Genomic DNA, 16,703 nt, shown 5'->3' on the forward strand with positions numbered 1-16,703 from the left:
GTGTTCGACTTTCTTGACGGTTACGACGTACTGGGCGCCTTCTGGACGACGGTGCAGCTGACGCTGCTGGCCGCCGCGGGCTCCCTGGTCTGGGGCACCCTGCTGGCCGCCATGCGGGTGAGCCCCGTACCGCTGATGCGCGGTTTCGGTACCGCCTACGTGAACATCGTGCGGAACATCCCGCTCACGGTGATCATCCTGTTCGCCTCGCTCGGCCTCTACAACACGCTGGGCATCAGCCTGGGCGCGGGCGACATCGTGGACACGGCCAACTTCCGGCTGGCCGTGCTGGGGCTGATCGTCTACACGTCGGCCTTCGTGTGCGAGGCGATCCGGGCCGGTATCAACACCGTGCCGGTCGGCCAGGCGGAGGCGGCGCGGGCCATCGGGCTGAGCTTCGCCCAGGTGCTGTTCCTGGTCGTCCTGCCGCAGGCGTTCCGGGCGGCCGTCCTCCCGCTGACCAACGTGCTCATCGCACTGACGAAGAACACGACGGTGGCGGCGGCGATCGGCGTCGCCGAGGCGGCGTTCCTGATGAAGGACATGGTCGAGAAGGAGGCCCAGCTGCTGCAGATCTCCGCGGTCATCGCGCTCGGCTTCTGCTGCCTGACGCTGCCGACCGGTCTGATCCTCGGCTGGGTGGGCAAGAAAGTGGCGGTGAAGCGATGACCTCGGTCCTGTACGACGCCCAGGGGCCGCGCGCCAAACGGCGCAACATCCTCTGGACGGCGCTCTTCGTCGTCGCGCTCGCGGCCGTCCTCTGGTGGCTGTACTCGTCGCTGGACGAGAAGCACCAGCTGGACTGGGTGCTGTGGAAGCCGTACCTGAGCGGCACCGAGGCGTACTCGACGTACATATGGCCCGGCCTGGAGAACACCCTCAAGGCCGCCGCCCTGTCGATGGTCATCGCCCTGCCCCTGGGTGCCGTCCTCGGTATCGCGCGGCTCTCGGACCATGTGTGGGTGCGGGTACCGGCGGCGGTCGTCGTGGAGTTCTTCCGCGCGATCCCCGTGCTGGTGCTGATGATCTTCGGTCTTGCGCTGTACGCCCAGTACACCGACGTGCCCTCCGACGACCGCCCGCTCTACGCGGTCGTGACCGGCCTGGTGCTGTACAACGCGTCGGTGCTCGCCGAGATCGTCCGCGCGGGCATCCTCTCCCTGCCGAAGGGCCAGGCCGAGGCGGCCATGGCCATCGGACTGCGCAAGAACCAGGTGATGCGGGTCATCCTGCTGCCGCAGGCGGTCACCGCGATGCTCCCCGCGATCGTCAGCCAGCTGGTGGTCATCGTGAAGGACACCGCGCTCGGCGGCGCCGTCCTCACCTTCCCCGAGCTGCTCTCCGCCGCGAACACCATGAGCGGCTACTACGGCGCCAACACCATCGCGTCCTTCACGGTGGTCGCCGTGATCTACCTGGTCATCAACTTCTCGCTGACCTCCTTCGCGAGCTGGCTGGAGGGCCGGCTGCGGCGGCGCAAGAAGTCGACGGGGGCCGTCCTCGGCGCCCAGGACGTCGCGGACATCCCAGGCACGGCGGCGACCGGAGCCGGAGGCACCGGCGGCGGCCTGGACCTCACTGGCCTCTTCGTCGGCGACGGTCGCCGCGGCGTCGGCAAGGACGACTGACGATCATTCAGGTGACGTGAAGCAAACGGGGGCAGTGGCATGATCGCCACTGCCCCCGGTCACTTGACGCAAACTCTGCCAATGGGTTGCATACGTTGTGTGATCGTGCACCCCGCTTCACCTTCCTGTTCACTTGTCTCCGTCAAGGCATCGCCGCGAGCAGGGGGCGCCACATCGTGGACCCGGTGATCATCGTCGGAGCGGGGCCCGTAGGGCTCACGCTCGCCCTGGCGCTGGCGCGTCAGCAGGTGCCGTCCGTCGTCCTGGACGAGGGCCCCGGCAAGGACGAACCCCGCCCGGCGCGCTCCGTCGTGCTGCGCGAGGACACGGCCGGCCTGCTGGAGCGGCTGACCGGAGTCGCGCTCGCGGAGCACGGCGTGCGCTGGGCCGGATGGCGGTCCCTGCGGCGCAAACAGGTGCTGAGCGAGATCGCCTTCACCGGGTCCGAGCCCGGCCCGCTGCACATCGCCCAGCACCTCCTCACCGGCTTCCTGCGCGGTGCCCTCGCCGAGGAGCCGCTGGTGAGGCTGGCGACGGACAGCCGCCTCGACACGATCGAGCAGGAACGGTCCGGCGTCACCGCGCACACCCGCGGACCCAAGGGCACCTGGTGGCGTGGCAGTTATCTGGTCGGCTGCGACGGCCCCCGCTCGACCGTGCGCAAGCTCCAGGACATCCGCTTCCCCGGCCGTACGGCGGTGGAACGGCACGCCGTCGCCGCCCTGCGCACGGAACTTCCGTGGGACGGCCGTGCGTTGCTCCATCGGATGCCGCCGTGGCGGTCGTCCGGGCCCTCGGCCGGGGAGGTGACCGCCCGCCCCCTCCCGGACGGCGTGTGGCGCCTGGACTGGCTGCTGCCGCCGGGCAAGGACCTGGTCACACCCGAGATGCTGGTGGCCCGGATCCGCGAGACCCTCACGGGCTGGACGGACAGCACCGCACCGGCGTACGAGCTGCTGGACACCGGCGTCCACACGGTGCATCACCGGCTGGCCCGCCGGTGGCGTGCCGGCCGGGTGTTCCTCGCCGGGGACGCCGCCCATCTGCTCGGCGCCCTCGGCACCCAGGGGCTCGACGAGGGGCTGCGGGACGCCGGCAATCTCGCCTGGAAGCTGGCCACGGCCTGGCACCACGGCCCGTACGAGGCCCTGCTGGACAGCTATCAGACCGAGCGGCGCGCGGTGGTCGCCGCCCGGCTGCGCGCCGCCGACCAGGTGCTGCCGGTGCTGCGCGGCGGCGGCGGGCTGCGCACCATCGTCCCGGGCGCGGCCCGGGGCCATGACACGCTGCTCACGGACGGCCATCTGGGGCGCGGTCCGCTGGGCACACCGGGGACGTACGCCGACTCGCCGCTCGCCCCCAGGCATCTGGAGGCGGACATCCCCGTCGAGACCCCGCCCGGCGCACCGGTCGCCGATGTCCGGGTCACGGCGGAGGACGGGTCCTTCGTCCGGCTCCGCGACCGCCTGCACCGCGGCGCCCTGCTCGTCGTCCTGATCGCGCCCGGTACGGGTGTCTGGGACCGCAAGCACTGGGTGTCCGCCGGGGTGATGCCCCGGCTCGCGGCGGCCGTGACCGCGCTGCCGCACCCCGCCGAGCTGCTGGTCGCCGAGAGCTATCCGGGTGCGCCGGCGCACAGCGTGCTGCTCGTACGCCCCGACGGCCATCTGGTCACCGCGCTGAGCGGGGTCCGCCCGGCCGACCTGTACGCGGCGGCCGAGGCCGCGCTCGGTGGCACGGTCACGCCGGACACGGAACGGGAGAAGGAGACGGAGCCGCGGACGGGGACGCGGAGGGAGACGGATCAGGCGTCGGAGTCGGAGTCGGAGCGGGAGGCGGGGCCGGGGACGAGGTCGGCGGCGGAGGCCCGTTCCGGCGCGCGCTGACCCCGCGTCTGCCCGCCCCCGTAGCCTCCGTCCACAGAGTGACACTCGGTTGACCGGAGTACGGCCGCATGCTGTACTCCGGATCGTGACCGACACCTGTGTGCGCCTGTGGCGGAGGGTCCATATGGACCTCGTCCGCTATGCGGGCTGCGTGTGTCGTCCGTCCTGCTGAATTCGCACCCCTTTCCTTTCCGGGCGCCGTCGCGCGCCCGTCTCCGCGAACGCTCCTCAGGACGGTGCACGTGTCTGTCCCTTCCTCTTCTCTGCCCTCGTCCGCGTCACCCGCCGCGGGCTCGGCGCCCACCCAGGCGGACCTTCTCGACTTCGTCCGGCGTACGGCGGCCGACGCCGAGCTGATCGCGTCCCTGCCGCTCGATCCGGAGGGCCGCACCTGGGTGCGGCTGGACGGGCCCGCTGGCAGCGAGGCCTGGCTGATCGGCTGGCCGCCCGGCACCGGCACCGGCTGGCACGACCACGCCGACTCCGTCGGCGCCTTCCTCACCGCCTCCGGCGACCTCACCGAGCACTCCCTGGCCGTCCGGCTGCCCACCGACGGCTGGAAGACCCTGGAACTCAGCGAGGACGTGGACCGGGTCCGTCGGCTGCCCGCCGGACAGGGCCGCGCCTTCGGCCACCACCATGTGCACGAGGTGCTGAACACCTCCCGCGAGCGGCACGCGGTCTCCGTCCACGCCTACTACCCGCCGCTGCCGCAGATCCGCCGCTTCAGTCGCACCGGCCAGGTGCTGCGCCTCGAACAGGTCGAGCGCCCGGAGGACTGGCAGTGAGCGGCGCGGGCGCACGGCAGGCGGCGGCCGGTACGACGGACGAACGGCCACTCGGCATCGACGCGTTGCTGGAGCGCGTGCGGGCCGGCTACCGGCGCGTCGAGGCCCAGGAGGCGCACGAGGTGGCGCGTTCCGGCGCGGGACTGCTGGTAGACATCCGGTACGCGGCACTGCGCGAGCGGGACGGGCTCATCCCCGGCGCGGTCGTCGTCGAGCGCAACGAGCTGGAGTGGCGCCTTGATCCCCAGGGCAGCCACCGTCTTCCCGAGGCCACCGGACACGACCTGCGCATCGTGGTGATCTGCAACGAGGGCTACGCCTCCAGCCTCGCCGCCGCCTCCCTCCATCAGTTGGGCCTGCACCGGGCGACGGACCTGGTGGGCGGCTTCCAGGCATGGCGGGCGGCCGGGCTGCCGGTGGACCCGGCGGTGCCGTCGGCTTCCTGAACACGCCCGCGCCCACGCCCATGCCCGGCAGCCAGGGCAGACCTAGCGGACCTGGCGGACCTGGCAGACCTGGCAGACCTGGCAGGAGAAACGCCGCGAACCCTCCGCCTGCTGCCGGAGGGTTCGCGGCTTCCTGAACAATCGGCCGTCCGGCCGTCCGGATGCCCGGATGCCCGGCCGGCGGCGCCGATCGCCGGCCGCCGGGCGGGGAGCGCGGGCGGCCGGGATTCCGGGCGGCCCGCGCTCTGCCTCCTGCGGTCTGCGGTCTGCGGTCTGCGGTCTGCGGCCGACGATCAGCGGTCAGCGGTCAGCGGTCAGCGATCGGGCGCCGGTGCTACTCCTTCGCCGTGGCGACCGTCACCGCCCGCACCCGGAGCGCCGCGCGCCCCGGCACGGCACTGGCGACCAGTGCGAGCAGGCCGGCGACCGCGACGACGCCGGTGTAGAGCAGCGGGGCGACCGTCGGAGCGGCCCGGCCCGTCATGCCCACGCTGAACGCGGTGAGCACGGCGAGGGCGATGCCGGTACCGAGCGCGGTGGCGAGGAGCAGGATGGACAGCACCTCGGTGCGCAGCATGCGCAGCACCTGGCGGCGGGTGGCTCCGGCGAGGCGGAGCAGCGCGAACTCGCGGACACGCTCCGCCACCGACATGGCGAGCGTATTGACGACGGCGATGGCGGTGAAGGCGAGGACGAGCCCCATGGCCAGATAGTTGACCTCGGCGTTCGTCTGCTGCCGGTCGGCCTGGAGGGCGTCGGCGGCGGCCGGCGAAAGAACCCGCACTCCCGGGAACTCACGCAGCGTAGTCGAGAGTTGTGTCTGTGTACGGGTCGTGCTGACGAGGACGGAGGAGGCGAGCGGGTTGTCGACGTGGTGGGCCAGGAGGTCGTGGTCGAAGGTGAGGTCGCCGAAGCCGAGACCCCGGGTGTAGACGGCGGCGACGGTGAGCGTGGCGGGCGTGCCGTCGCCGAGGGTGAGTTTCAGGGTGCTGCCCGGCTTCAGATGCTGCTGGTCCGCGGCGAGTTCGCTGACGGCTACGGTGCCGGGGCCGAGCCGGTCGAGGGAGCCGGCGGTGACCTCCGGATCCCAGGTCCGGGTCAGACCCGCGGGGGTGACGCCCAGTGCGGGGTACTTGTCGAGGCCGACACGGACGGTCGTACGGACCATCTCGGTGACGGTGTCGTGCCGGGCACGCAGCCGCTCGGCGGCCTCGCCGGGCACACCCGGCCCCTGCGCGGCGACGACCCAGTCGGCCCGGATGCCTTCGCGCGTCTGGGTACGGGCAGCGTCACCGAGGGTGGCCTGGACGAACAGCACGGTGCAGGTCATGCCGACGAGCAGGACGAGCGGGGTGACGACGGAGGCCATGCGGGCGGCGTTGCCGCGCAGGTTGGCGGTGGCGAGCCTGCCGCCGTGGCCGACGAGCCGGAGCGGGCCGGCGAGCAGCAGCGCGGCGGCCTCGACCAGAAGGGGGCCGAGCAGGGCGACCGCGGTGGACAGGACGATGACGGCGAGGAAGGTCACGGGAGTCGAGGCGGGCTCGGTGCGCAGGGAGGTGAGGACGACGACGAGGACGACTCCGCCGGCCAGGAGCAGCAGCCCGGCGGCGATCCGGCCCCAGGTGGGCCGAGTGCGTTCGCTCCTGGCTTCGGCGAGGGCCTCGGCCGGGCGGATCCGGACGATCCTGCGGGAGGCGATCCGGGCCGCGGCCCAGGCACCGAGCAGGGTTGCGGCGAGAGCGGCGAAGGGCGGGAAGACACTGACGGTGTGTTCGAGCGTCGGGGGTACGGCACCCAGGGCGACGAACCTGGCGTGCAGCCAGCCGCCCAGCGGCAGCCCCAGCAGGGCACCGGCCGTGCCCGCGGCGGCGCCGACGATCAGCGCCTCCCGGCCGAGCAGCTTGCGGATCTGCCCCGGGGTGGCGGCGATGGCCCGGAGCAGCGCGAGTTCACGGTGGCGCTGCTGGACGGTGAGGGCGAAGGTGCCGACGACCACGAGCACCGCCACCAGCAGCGAGGTGCCGCCCATGGCACCGCCCATGCTGACCAGCCGCGTGCGGGCGGCGGCCGCGTCCAGGAACTCGACGGGTCCGCGGGCGTCGCCGGTGCTGACCTGGGCGGTGGTGCCGTGCAGCGTCCGCACCACGGCCTGGCGCACCCGCTCGGCGTCCGCTCCCTCGGCCGGCAGCACACCGAAGGCGGTGACCTGCCCCGGGTGCGCGGCCAGCCGGCGGGCCTCGGCGGCGGAGAAGAACAGGGACGTCTGGTGGCGTACGGCGGTGGCAGGGGTGGCGATACCGGTGATCTGGTACTCGCGCGGGGCCTGCGTGGACTGCACGGTGAGCCGGTCGCCGGGCCGCAGCCGGGCCCGCGCGGCGAGTTCGCTGTCGATGACGAGGTCCCCCGCGGCCCCGGGGGCATGGCCCGCGGTCAGTCGGTACGGGGTCAGCGCGGCGGACTCCCAGGCGTGGCCGTAGGCGGTACGGCCGCCGGTGCCGGCCGGTGTCAACGGCTGGGCGAGGAAGGTGAGTTCCGGGACGACCCGGGCGACACCGGGGGTGCGGGCGAGGGTGCCGCTCAGTCGCTCGGAGAGCCAGGCACGCTCGGCGAGGAGCTTCGCCTTGTGCTTGACCTTGGTCTTGCCCTTCTTGTGCTTGACGGTGGTCCGGTGCACGTACTGGTCGGCGGAGACCACGACGGGAGCGGCGGCGTAGCGCTCGGTACGGATGGTGCCGCGCAGGCCGGTGTCGAGCAGGGTGCCGCAGGCGGTGATCAGAGCCGCCGCGCACATCAGGGCGAGGAAGGCGCCGAGGAAGCCTGCCTTGCGGGCGCGGACGGTCTGCAGGGCGTAACGCAGCAACATGGGGGACGGGCTCTCTTCTGCTGTGTGCACGGGGTGTGTCGTACGCGGTCTGCCTCCGGCCGGTGCCTGTGCCGGGGCCGGGGTGTGCGTACAGACTCGCCCGTACGGGCAGGTGAGATCACTGCGGTGGCCCGGCGTCTTGCGCCGGGGGCCAACCCGCCTGTCCGGAGCGGGGGTTACCCCCACCCCGGCCTGCCCGTTCCCGTCGCGGACCTCCCCCGCCGAGGACGCGCGAAGGCCCCCGGGCTCCCCGCCCCGAGAAACCGTCAGGACACCTGTCCCCGCAAAGCCGTCAGGACACCTGTCCCCGAGGGGCCGTCAGAAGTTCCCGTCCCGAGGGGCCGTCAGAAGTCCCCGTCCCCGAGGTACTCCGTGTCCTCGCCCTCTTCCTCCAGGGCCTGGCGGACGACGCGGAGGGCCATGCCCTCGGGGTAGCCCTTACGGGCGAGCATGCCCGCGAGCCGGCGGAGCCGCTTGTCGCGGTCGAGCCCCCGGGTGGCCCGCAGCTTGCGGTCGACGAGTTCGCGGGCGGTCGTCTCCTCCTGCTCGGAGTCGAGCTGGCCGACGGCGTCCTCGATCAGCGCCGAGTCGACGCCCTTGGTGCGCAGTTCCCGGGCGAGGGCGCGGCGGGCGAGTCCCCGCCCATGGTGCCGGGACTCCACCCAGGCGTCCGCGAAGGCGCCGTCGTCGATGAGCCCGACCTCCTCGAACCGCGACAGCACCTCCTCGGCCACGTCCTCGGGGATCTCCCGCTTGCGCAGGGCGTCCGCGAGCTGCTTGCGGGTGCGCGGGGTCCCGGTGAGCAGGCGCAGGCAGATCGCCCGGGCCCGCTCGGCCGGGTCCCCCGAAGACTCCCCCCGCTCGTCCCGCGCCGAGGGAGGGGTCTCTTCGTCCGCTCCGGGCGCGTCGGGTGCGTCACCGAACCCGCGCCGACGGCCCCGCCCGCGGCCTTCGCCCCGAGCGCCGCCGCGTCCCCCGAAGCCGCGTCTCCCGGAGCCACGGCCGGCGCGCGGGCCGCCCCCGTACCGCTCGCCGCCCGCCTCACCCTGGTCCATGCCGCCGTCGCTCTCGGACCCGGCGGTGCCGCGGTAGGCGCCCTCACCGCCGTACTCACCGCGCCGGGTGTACTCGTCGTACCCGTCGCCGCGGTCTCCGTGCCCGTCCTCACCGTCCGGGACGGAGTCCGGGTAGCCGCCGGTGCCCCTCCCCCGTGGGGCACCGGGGGTGGCGTACTCGTACTCGGCCCAGTCGGTTCGTCGTGTCACGGGTCAGCTCTTGGCAGTCGTGGCCTTGGGCTTGGCGGCCTTGGCGGCTGCCGGGGCGGCCACCGGCTTGGCAGCGTCGTCGGCCGCCGCGCCGCTCGCCGAGGCGTCGGCGCCGGGCTCGGCCGCCGGCTCCTCCGGCCGGACTCCCACGCCCAGCTTCTCCTTGATCTTCTTCTCGATCTCGTTCGCCAGGTCGGGGTTGTCCTTGAGGAAGTTGCGCGCGTTCTCCTTGCCCTGGCCGAGCTGGTCGCCCTCGTACGTGTACCAGGCGCCGGCCTTGCGCACGAAGCCGTGCTCCACGCCCATGTCGATCAGACCGCCCTCGCGGCTGATGCCCTGGCCGTAGAGGATGTCGAACTCGGCCTGCTTGAAGGGCGGCGCGACCTTGTTCTTCACGACCTTGCAGCGGGTGCGGTTGCCGACCGCCTCCGTGCCGTCCTTGAGGGTCTCGATACGGCGGATGTCGATGCGCACCGAGGCGTAGAACTTCAGCGCGCGGCCACCGGTCGTGGTCTCCGGGGAGCCGAACATCACGCCGATCTTCTCGCGGAGCTGGTTGATGAAGATCGCGGTGGTCTTGGACTGGTTGAGCGCGCTGGTGATCTTCCGCAGGGCCTGGCTCATCAGCCGGGCCTGGAGGCCGACGTGGCTGTCGCCCATCTCGCCCTCGATCTCCGCGCGCGGGACGAGCGCGGCGACGGAGTCGATGACGATGAGGTCGAGGGCGCCGGAGCGGACCAGCATGTCCACGATCTCCAGGGCCTGCTCGCCATTGTCCGGCTGCGACAGGATCAGGTTGTCGATGTCGACGCCGAGCTTCTTCGCGTACTCGGGGTCAAGGGCGTGCTCCGCGTCGACGAAGGCGACCTGGCCGCCGGCCTTCTGTGCGTTCGCCACCGCGTGCAGGGTCAGGGTCGTCTTGCCGGAGGACTCCGGGCCGTACACCTCCACGACGCGGCCGCGCGGCAGGCCGCCGACACCGAGGGCGACGTCAAGGGCGGTCGACCCGGTGGGGATGACCTCGATGGGCTCGTTCGGCCGCTCGCCGAGGCGCATGACCGCGCCCTTGCCGAATTGCCGTTCAATCTGTGCGAGCGCGGCGTCGAGCGCCTTCTCGCGGTCGGTTCCTGCCATGGGTTCCACCCGGTTTGCTTGAGTCGATCGCTTCACGTCAAAGACGCTAACGCCTGCCACTGACAATGCGCCCCGACGCAGGTCCAGCCTGTGGATAACCGAGGGACATCTCCCCGTGAACCGGGACGGAATCCCCAGCCGAGAGCCTCGCCTGAGCGTCCATAAGAATGGATGTTCGATTTTCGTGTCAAGCGCACCACGCGGCACGGGCCCGGCGTCCGTAGGGTGGCCGGAGATGAACGACGACAACCGGATCCAGGCCCTGTTCCACGTCCTGGACCGCCTGCCCGGCCCGCCCCACCTGGAGCATCCCGACGGCTTCGACCGCGTCACGGCCCGGCGCCGGGCGGCCGGACTGCGGGGCCTGCTGACCGAGGGATTCGGGCGCCCCTGCCGGCTCGACGAGGCCGTCCAGGACGCGAGCTACTCCTTCGCCCTGTGCGTCCCGGCCGAGGCGACCGAGGCCGGGGTGCCCCTCGCCGTTCGGCTCAGCAACTACGGCGACCTGGCGGTGGTCACCACGCCGGCGCCCGACAGCCACGCGGACCTGGACCACGCCGTGCGCGACGGGGCACTGTCCGAGGCGGACCGCGTCCGGCTCACCGCCGCCCTCTCCGCCCTCGGCTACCGGCTGGTCCCCCCACGGCTGCTCCACCGGCCGTACGACGGCGTGACCCGGCTCGCCCACGAGGCCCCCTGCTTCCTCTCCTACGGTCCGCACCAGGGCCGCGCGACCTGGTGGACCCGCTTCTTCGAGCACCTGTGACGTCCGGGCGCCCCCCGGGGGACCCCCTGGGGGGGGCCGGCGGGCGGGCCGCCGATCTGCTCCCGGTGGCGTACCGCGGATGCCTCCGGCCGGACGACGACCGCACGGGCCCGGTCCGGAAGCCTGGGGCCCATGAAGATTCCGCGTGCCGCCGACGACCGCCCGCGCGCCACCACCGCCTCTCCGCGAGCCACCGCCGCATTCCCGCTGCCCCCCGCCGCTCCTTCACAGGCCGCCGCCGCTCCTCCGCGGGCCGCCGCAGATGGCTCGCGCCCCGCCGTCGACCGCCTCTGTCACACGACGGGGCTGCTCCTCGTCCTGTCCGGTCTCCTGCACCTGGTGGTCTTCGCGGCCGACGGCGGCCCCTGGGACGGTCCGGTCTCGTGGCGCAAGCCCGTCACGTTCGGGCTCTCGTTCGGTGTGACCCTGATCGCGGTCACCTGGGTCACGTCGTATCTGCGGCCCGGGCCGGCGGAACGGTCCGCGCGGACCACCGAGCGGCTGCGCTCGGTTCTGTTGCTCGTCTTCGCCGCCGACTGCGTGGTGGAGGTGGGCGGCATCACCCTCCAGGCATGGCGCCGGGTGCCCTCGCACCTGAACATGGAGACGCCCTTCGACACGGCGGTGTCCATGACCCTCGCGGTGGGCGGCGGTGTCCTGGTCGTCCTGCTCACGGTCTTCGCCGCCCTGTCGTTCCGGCACCGGCCTGCGGGCCCCGCCGGTATGCCGCTCGCCGTGCGTTCCGGTTTCGCGCTGCTGCTGGTGGCGCTGGTCTCCGGCGCGGTGATGATCGCGCGCGGGGTGTTCCTGACCCGGACCGGGCACCAGGAGGCCGCCTACCACTCGACGGCCCCGCTCAAGCCGCTGCACGGAGTGAGCCTGCATGCGGTGCTCGTCCTGCCGCTGCTGGCCCGGCTGCTGTCCCGTACGCCGTGGAGCGAACAGGTGCGCCGGCGGATCGTCGCCGTCGCGGTCGGCTGTTACACGGCGGCCGTCGTCGCTGCCGTGGTGTGGGCGGTGCTGACCTACTGAGGCGGCACCGTCACCCGGCCGCGGCCTACGAGCGCCCCTCGCCGCCGGGCGTGCGGCGAGTCCACAGCCGTCTCAGGCGCGTGAGCGCCCCGGGACCGCTCGCGCCTCTGCTCCGGTGCCCGTGCACCCGGGGGTCGTCCGTGACGGCGTACCGCTTCACGTACGCCCCCAGGAACGCCTGCAGCGTGGCCACGGCAGGGATGGCGATCAGCGCGCCGACCGCGCCCAGCAGGGCGGTGCCCGCGACGACCGAACCGAAGGCGACCGCCGGGTGGATGTCGACGGTCTTCGCGGTCAGCTTGGGCTGGAGCACGTAGTTCTCGAACTGCTGGTAGATCACGACGAAGACCAGCACCCACACCGCGTACCAGGGATTGACGGTGAACGCGATCAGCATCGGCAGCGCGCCCGCGAGGTACGTCCCGATGGTGGGGATGAACTGCGAGACCAGGCCCACCCAGACGCCGAGCACGGGCGCGTACGGCACACCCATGATCTCGAGCAGGACGTAGTGCGCGATCCCGGAGATGAGCGCCATGAGACCGCGCGAGTACAGATAGCCGCCCGTCTTGTCGACGGCGATCTCCCAGGCCCGCAGCACCTCGGCCTGGCGCGCGGGCGGCAGGACGGAGCACAGGGAGCGCCGCAGCCGGGGGCCGTCCGCGGCGAAGTAGAACGAGAACAGGGTGACCGTCAGCAGCCGGAAGAGCCCGCCGAGCACCTGGGTGGACACGTCCAGGACCCCGGCCGCGCTGCTCTGCACGTACTTGCGCAGCCAGTCGGAATGGAGCAGGCCCTCCTGGATGTCCACACGTCTGAGCTCCGTGTGGAAGGTGTCGTTGATCCAGTTGATGAGCGCGTCGAGGTAGCCCGGGAAGCCCTCGATCATCTTGATGATCTGGCCCGCCAGCATCGACCCGAGCAAGGTGATGAACCCGGCGACGGCGATGGTCAGGCCGAGGAAGACCAGGAAGGTGGCCAGCCCCCTGCGCATGCCACGGGATGCCATCCGGCTCACCGCGGGCTCGATCGCGAGGGCCAGGAAGAACGCGATCAAGATATTGATCAGGAGCCCGGTCAGCTGGTGGAAGGCCCAGCTGCCCAGTTGGAACGCGGCGATCAGGGCGAGCGCGAGCACCATGGCACGCGGCAGCCAGCGCGGCATCCGGGCGCCCGGAGCCGCGGCGCCGGAGACCGGGGGCGGGCCGGGCGGAGGCGCCGCAGCCGGGGCTGCCCGCCGGCCGGACGGCTCGCCGTCCTCGGCGGTGGGTGCCAGGGAGTCCTCGTCAGTGGGTGCCACGCGCCCAGTCTCGCCCACGCCACTGACAACCGTCGCCCGTCGGCGATCTTCGTGACCGATCAGTGCCGTTCGGCGGGCCCCATCACCGGCAATACCGGCATTTCGCCCCGCTCGTCAGCGCCTCTCTCCCGGCACGTTCATGACCGTGCAGACCACGCGCCACACATCCTTGGCCGCCCAGCCGGAGTCCAGCGCCTCGTTCACCGTCCGTCCGCCCAGCTCCGCCATGACGTGATCGCGCGCGAACGTTTCGGAGTACCCCGGACCGAAGTGCTCCGCCATCCGCTGCCAGAAGACCGTCAACCGCATGACTCCAGTATCCCGCCCCTGGGGGTGGGCCCCGCCCGGGAGCCCCTGCCGAGACCGCTTTCCGCCCTACGGTCTGACGCATGGCCGCAACAGGAGTCCCCCCGCTCCCTTCCACGCCCCCGGCGCGCTCTCCGCTCTTCCGCGCCGAACAGTTCGTGTGGCTCACCGCGCGCGTGCTGGAGCAGCGCCTCTTCGCCTACCACTTCCTGCACGGCAGTCCGGAGGCGGTGGAAGCCGCTCTGGACGCCTATCGCAACGAGGACGGCGGGTACGGACACGCGCTGGACCCCGACCTGCGCGGACCGGTCAGCCAGCCCCTGCACAGCACGCACGCCCTGCGCGTACTGGACGCCGTCGAGCGCTGCGGCGGACAGCGGGTGGAGCGGCTGTGCCGCTATCTGACCTCCGTCTCCACCCCGGCCGGCGCCCTGCCGGAGGTCCACCCCAGCCAGCGCGGCTACCCCACGGCGCCGTTCGTGCCCGTCGGCGGCGATCCGTCCCCGGGCTCGCCCGCGCGCGGCCGGGCGGACCTCCACGGCTCGCTGCTGACCACCGGCCCGGTCGTCGGGTTGCTGCACCGCAACGAGGTGTGGCACGCCTGGCTGTTCCGGGCCACCGACTTCTGCTGGCAGGCCGTGGAGGCGCTGGGGAAGTCCCACCCCTACGAGGTGGAGGCCGCCGTGACGTTTCTGGACTCCGCTCCCGACCGCCCGCGCGCGGAGGCCGCCGCCGACCGGCTGGGCCGCCTGGTGCGGGAGCAACGGCTCGTGGCGCTGGACCCGGACCGTCTCGACGCGTTCCCGGTCGCGTCCGGCTACGCCCCGGGCGAGCACCGCTTCCCGCACGACTTCGCGCGCAGACCGGACTCGCTCGCGCGCGCGTGGTTCACGGACGCCGAGATGGCGCGCTCGCTGGACCACCTCGCCGCCGGGCAGCGGGAGGACGGCGGCTGGCCGGTCAGCCGGCCCCGGTGGGCCGCGGTACCGGCGCTCGAGGCGCGCTCCCTGGTGACCATCGAGGCACTGCGCACCCTGCGGGCCCACGGCCGTTTCGTGGGCTGAGCCGATCCCGTCGCGGACCGGGCCCGCCTCCTGGGCGGACCCGGCCGGCCCGTCCCACCACAGACGGACAGGCTGACTCGCGGCCGGGCCGGCTCAGCCGCCGAGGGCCCGTACGCCCGCCGTCACCACCACGGCCGCCGCGACGACCAGCAGGAACGGCGCACGCAGCAGCAGCGCCACGGCCGCGGCGCCGAGCCCCGCAGCGCGGGCGTCCAGCACCAGCGCGTGCCCGTCGGCGAACGCCTGCTGAGCCGTGAGCGCGGCGAGCAGGGCGACCGGCAGCAGGGCGGCGAGCCGCCGCACGTACGGCCGCTCGACGGCGTGCGCCGGTACGAGCAGCCCGGCCAGCTTGACGGCGTAGCAGCCGAGGACGGTCACACCGATCGCGATCCAGATGTTCATCGGCCCTCCCCGGCGTTATGTGATCCCGGTGCGCCCGACGCGTCCGGTCCGTCCGGTCCATCCGGTCCGTCCGGCCGGTCCCCTCCGTCCCGCCGGTCCCCTCGGGTACGAGCACCGCGCCGGCCCTCGACGAAGAGCGCGAGCGGGGCCGCCAGTGCCGCCGCCAGGACCGGCACGCCGGCCGGCAGGACGGGCAGCAGACCGAGGCCCAGCAGGACGGCGAGACCCGCGACCGCGCGTTCGGTGGCCGTCTTCAGCATCGGGGCGAGCAGGGCGAGGAACACGGCGGGCCCTGCCGCGTCGAGGCCCCACGCGCGCGTGTCGCCGATCGCCCTGGCGCCCAGCGCGCCGAGCAGCGTGGTGAGGTTCCACAGCACGTACAGGGTGAGCCCGGTGACCGTGAAGCCGATCCGCGCGGCCCGCCGGGTCGGCTGCGCCAGGGTCGCCGCGGTGGTCTCGTCGATCACCCACTGGGCGGCGAACGGCCGTACCGCGCGCGGGAGGGCGAGCAGCTGTGACAGCCGCAGCCCGTAGAAGGCGTTGCGTACGCCCAGGAAGAAGGCTCCGGCCGCCGCCGTGAACGGGTTGCCCCCGGCGGCGAGTGCTCCGACCAGGGCGAACTGGGAGGCGCCGGTGAACACCAGGAGACTGAGCGCGCAGGTCTGGAGCAGCCCGAGGCCGCTGCCTGCCGAGGTCACCCCGAAGGCGAATCCGGACAGGCCCACGGCGACGCCGACCCCGAGGGCGTCCCGTACGACCGCGGCGTCCGGTTTGTTCGTTCTGTCGGTGGTCCGGTCCGTGAGTGCTATGTGCTGTGCCACGCCCCGGACGTTACGGGCGGCCGTCAGCCCGCGTCTTGTACGTTCTTGCGCCCGCCCGGGTTCGTGCGCTCGCGCTGGTAGGCGCCCGGGGGCACGCCGACGATGCGGGCGAAGTGCCGGTTGAGGTGGGGCTGGTCGGTGAAGCCGACGGCGACGGCCGCCTCGGCGGGGGTCGTCCCCCCGTCCAGCAGCAGACGGGCACGGCGCACGCGGGTGTCGGTCAGCCAGGTGTGCGGTGGCATGCCGTAGGCGTCACGGAACGCCCGCAGCAGGGCGAACGGACTGGTCCCGAACTCGGCGGCGAGCCGTTCCAGGGTGGGCGGCTCGGCCATCCGCTCCTCCAGCGCGGCACGCGCGCGTGCCGCGATCCGCGCGCCGGCCGTCCGGCCGCGCCGCTGCGGCAGCCGGCCGCCGTTCAGCCGCAGCAGCCTGGTCACGGCGACCCGCAGGAGCGTGTCGGCGGCCAGCGCGTTGCCCTCGTCGGCGGCGCGCAGCACCTGGTGGACCAGACGGACGGTGTAGGGGTCGTCGAGGACGGGACTGACGAAACCGGGGGCGCCCCGCAGGGTGGTGGTCTCGGCGGCGATCGCGGCGACCACGTCCGGTGCCGGGTAGAGCGCCCCGTACCGCCAGCCCTCGGGCACGCCGGCCCGGCCGGTGTGCGGGGTGTCCGGGTTGACCAGCGCCAGCGCTCCGGCGCCGGCGGAGACGTCGGAGCCGTGGTGGTGGAAGACCTCGACGCCGTCGGCTATGGCCGCGATCACGAAGTTCTCGTGGGTGTGGCGGATGAAGGTCTTCCGGATGTACCGCGCACGCAGCAGGTCGACACCGGGCAGCTCCGTGTACTGCCAGTGCCGTGCCCGCTCCCCTGAACCCGCCATACGGCCATTGTCCGTCCCGCGCCCGTCCGCCCGCACCGCGCCCGCCCTGCCCGGCACCGCGCCCGTTCCGCCGGCACCGCACCGCCTCCGCACGACCGGCGCACCGGCCCGCACCACCCGC

At 73.1% G+C, this 16,703-nt stretch carries 16 protein-coding genes and 1 pseudogene; 9 read left to right on the forward strand and 8 right to left on the reverse strand.

Features of this window, described 5'->3' with window-relative positions:
- The 6 genes from ACF073_RS32730 to ACF073_RS32755 all read left to right on the forward strand — a co-directional run bounded on the left by ACF073_RS32730 (position 1) and on the right by ACF073_RS32755 (position 4,748).
- Complete coding sequence (locus tag ACF073_RS32730; protein WP_392075065.1) at positions 1–669, forward strand: amino acid ABC transporter permease; 669 nt, start codon at positions 1–3, stop codon at positions 667–669.
- A complete protein-coding gene (locus ACF073_RS32735; protein ID WP_392075066.1) occupies positions 666–1,628 on the forward strand; it encodes an amino acid ABC transporter permease in 963 nt (320 codons plus the stop codon). Before ACF073_RS32730 ends, ACF073_RS32735 begins: the two co-directional genes overlap by 4 nt.
- Positions 1,629–1,804: 176 nt before the next feature.
- Positions 1,805–3,514 carry an FAD-dependent monooxygenase gene (locus ACF073_RS32740; RefSeq protein WP_392075067.1) on the forward strand — a complete coding sequence of 570 codons (1,710 nt, stop codon included), beginning with the start codon at positions 1,805–1,807 and terminating at the stop codon, positions 3,512–3,514.
- A gap of 100 nt (positions 3,515–3,614) precedes the next feature.
- Positions 3,615–3,686, forward strand: coding sequence for a putative leader peptide (locus tag ACF073_RS32745; RefSeq protein ID WP_309544753.1), 72 nt, complete (start codon positions 3,615–3,617; stop codon positions 3,684–3,686).
- Positions 3,687–3,750: 64 nt separating this feature from the next.
- The gene (locus ACF073_RS32750; protein ID WP_392075068.1) at positions 3,751–4,302 is read left to right on the forward strand and encodes a cysteine dioxygenase; all 552 of its coding nucleotides are present in this window, start codon (positions 3,751–3,753) and stop codon (positions 4,300–4,302) included.
- The gene (locus tag ACF073_RS32755; protein WP_392075069.1) at positions 4,299–4,748 is read left to right on the forward strand and encodes a rhodanese-like domain-containing protein; all 450 of its coding nucleotides are present in this window, start codon (positions 4,299–4,301) and stop codon (positions 4,746–4,748) included. The genes ACF073_RS32750 and ACF073_RS32755 overlap by 4 nt, the downstream gene beginning before the upstream one ends.
- A 334-nt stretch (positions 4,749–5,082) precedes the next feature.
- Here the strand turns inward: ACF073_RS32755 and ACF073_RS32760 are convergent, their stop codons facing one another.
- The 3 genes from ACF073_RS32760 to recA form a co-directional block, all read right to left on the reverse strand.
- Positions 5,083–7,611 carry an ABC transporter permease gene (locus ACF073_RS32760; protein WP_392075095.1) on the reverse strand — a complete coding sequence of 843 codons (2,529 nt, stop codon included), beginning with the start codon at positions 7,609–7,611 and terminating at the stop codon, positions 5,083–5,085.
- Between the two features lie 344 nt (positions 7,612–7,955).
- Complete coding sequence (gene recX / locus ACF073_RS32765; protein ID WP_392075070.1) at positions 7,956–8,876, reverse strand: recombination regulator RecX; 921 nt, start codon at positions 8,874–8,876, stop codon at positions 7,956–7,958.
- A 3-nt stretch (positions 8,877–8,879) separates the two neighbouring features.
- Positions 8,880–10,010 carry a recombinase RecA gene (recA, locus tag ACF073_RS32770; RefSeq protein ID WP_392075071.1) on the reverse strand — a complete coding sequence of 377 codons (1,131 nt, stop codon included), beginning with the start codon at positions 10,008–10,010 and terminating at the stop codon, positions 8,880–8,882.
- Positions 10,011–10,245: 235 nt separating this feature from the next.
- Here recA and ACF073_RS32775 point away from each other — a divergent pair, with 235 nt between their 5' ends.
- Together ACF073_RS32775 and ACF073_RS32780 are read left to right on the forward strand one after the other, a co-directional pair.
- A complete protein-coding gene (locus ACF073_RS32775) occupies positions 10,246–10,776 on the forward strand; it encodes a hypothetical protein (RefSeq protein ID WP_392075072.1) in 531 nt (176 codons plus the stop codon).
- A 132-nt stretch (positions 10,777–10,908) separates the two neighbouring features.
- Positions 10,909–11,808: a hypothetical protein gene (locus tag ACF073_RS32780; protein WP_392075073.1), complete on the forward strand. Its 900-nt coding sequence runs from the start codon at positions 10,909–10,911 to the stop codon at positions 11,806–11,808.
- Between the two features lie 25 nt (positions 11,809–11,833).
- Here the strand turns inward: ACF073_RS32780 and ACF073_RS32785 are convergent, their stop codons facing one another.
- On the reverse strand, positions 11,834–13,084 hold the full coding sequence (locus ACF073_RS32785; protein ID WP_392075096.1) for an AI-2E family transporter: 1,251 nt from the start codon (positions 13,082–13,084) through the stop codon (positions 11,834–11,836).
- A gap of 138 nt (positions 13,085–13,222) precedes the next feature.
- The gene (locus ACF073_RS32790; RefSeq protein WP_392075074.1) at positions 13,223–13,417 is read right to left on the reverse strand and encodes a DUF3046 domain-containing protein; all 195 of its coding nucleotides are present in this window, start codon (positions 13,415–13,417) and stop codon (positions 13,223–13,225) included.
- Positions 13,418–13,497: 80 nt separating this feature from the next.
- On the opposite strand from ACF073_RS32790, the gene ACF073_RS32795 reads away from it, so the two are divergent.
- Positions 13,498–14,478 carry a hypothetical protein gene (locus tag ACF073_RS32795; protein WP_392075075.1) on the forward strand — a complete coding sequence of 327 codons (981 nt, stop codon included), beginning with the start codon at positions 13,498–13,500 and terminating at the stop codon, positions 14,476–14,478.
- 93 nt (positions 14,479–14,571) lie between these two features.
- Here the strand turns inward: ACF073_RS32795 and ACF073_RS32800 are convergent, their stop codons facing one another.
- The 3 genes and pseudogenes from ACF073_RS32800 to ACF073_RS32810 form a co-directional block, all read right to left on the reverse strand.
- A complete protein-coding gene (locus ACF073_RS32800; protein ID WP_392075076.1) occupies positions 14,572–14,880 on the reverse strand; it encodes an AzlD domain-containing protein in 309 nt (102 codons plus the stop codon).
- A complete protein-coding gene (locus ACF073_RS32805) occupies positions 14,877–15,701 on the reverse strand; it encodes an AzlC family ABC transporter permease (protein ID WP_392075077.1) in 825 nt (274 codons plus the stop codon). Before ACF073_RS32805 ends, ACF073_RS32800 begins: the two co-directional genes overlap by 4 nt.
- A 26-nt stretch (positions 15,702–15,727) precedes the next feature.
- Positions 15,728–16,582 (reverse strand): annotated as a pseudogene (locus ACF073_RS32810) (AraC family transcriptional regulator); the annotation flags it as partial.
- Between the last annotated feature and the right edge of the window lie 121 nt (positions 16,583–16,703).

The organism is Streptomyces sp. NPDC015171 (assembly GCF_043079545.1).
Taxonomy (GTDB): Bacteria; Actinomycetota; Actinomycetes; order Streptomycetales; family Streptomycetaceae; genus Streptomyces.

What these genes read in the sequence shown, in the direction of transcription:
- ACF073_RS32735 (WP_392075066.1), top strand. Translation starts at nt 666, where the DNA reads ATGACCTCGGTCCTGTACGACGCCCAGGGGCCGCGCGCCAAACGGCGC.
- ACF073_RS32760 (WP_392075095.1), bottom strand. Translation starts at nt 7,611, where the DNA reads ATGTTGCTGCGTTACGCCCTGCAGACCGTCCGCGCCCGCAAGGCAGGC.
- recA (WP_392075071.1), bottom strand. Translation starts at nt 10,010, where the DNA reads ATGGCAGGAACCGACCGCGAGAAGGCGCTCGACGCCGCGCTCGCACAG.
- ACF073_RS32775 (WP_392075072.1), top strand. Translation starts at nt 10,246, where the DNA reads ATGAACGACGACAACCGGATCCAGGCCCTGTTCCACGTCCTGGACCGC.
- ACF073_RS32780 (WP_392075073.1), top strand. Translation starts at nt 10,909, where the DNA reads ATGAAGATTCCGCGTGCCGCCGACGACCGCCCGCGCGCCACCACCGCC.
- ACF073_RS32790 (WP_392075074.1), bottom strand. Translation starts at nt 13,417, where the DNA reads ATGCGGTTGACGGTCTTCTGGCAGCGGATGGCGGAGCACTTCGGTCCG.
- ACF073_RS32795 (WP_392075075.1), top strand. Translation starts at nt 13,498, where the DNA reads ATGGCCGCAACAGGAGTCCCCCCGCTCCCTTCCACGCCCCCGGCGCGC.
- ACF073_RS32800 (WP_392075076.1), bottom strand. Translation starts at nt 14,880, where the DNA reads ATGAACATCTGGATCGCGATCGGTGTGACCGTCCTCGGCTGCTACGCC.